1 protein-coding gene is annotated in these 382 nt (G+C 61.5%); it reads left to right on the top strand.

The genetic code is table 11. The features are described from left to right. A partial coding sequence (locus VSR82_RS40125; RefSeq protein WP_498858941.1) for a secretin GspD/PilQ domain-containing protein occupies positions 1–382 on the top strand: 382 nt, incomplete at both ends.

Below are 382 nucleotides of genomic sequence, written 5' to 3'. Positions count from 1 at the left end.
CGAACCTGATCACGCTCGACAACGAAGAGGCGAAGATCATCGTCGGTACCAACGTGCCGATCCAGACCGGTTCGTACTCGAACCTGACGAGCGGCACGACGAGCGCGGCGTTCAACACGTTCGACCGCGCCGACATCGGTCTGACGCTGCACGTGAAGCCGCAGATTACCGACGGCGGCATCCTGAAGCTGCTGCTCTACACGGAAGATTCGGCGATCGTGAACGGCACGAACAACGCGGCGACGAACCCGGCGAGCCCGGAATTCACGAAGCGTTCGATCCAGTCGACCGTGCTGTGCGATAACGGCGAGATCATCGTGCTCGGCGGCCTGATGCAGGACAACTACCAGGTCAGCAACAGCAAGGTGCCGCTGCTTGGCGA

Origin of the sequence: Burkholderia sp. JPY481, assembly GCF_038900515.1 — a bacterium.
Lineage (GTDB): Bacteria > Pseudomonadota > Gammaproteobacteria > Burkholderiales > Burkholderiaceae > Paraburkholderia > Paraburkholderia youngii.
The sequence above is the reverse complement of the archived record's forward strand: the minus strand, read 5'-3'. Positions and strand labels throughout refer to the sequence as shown.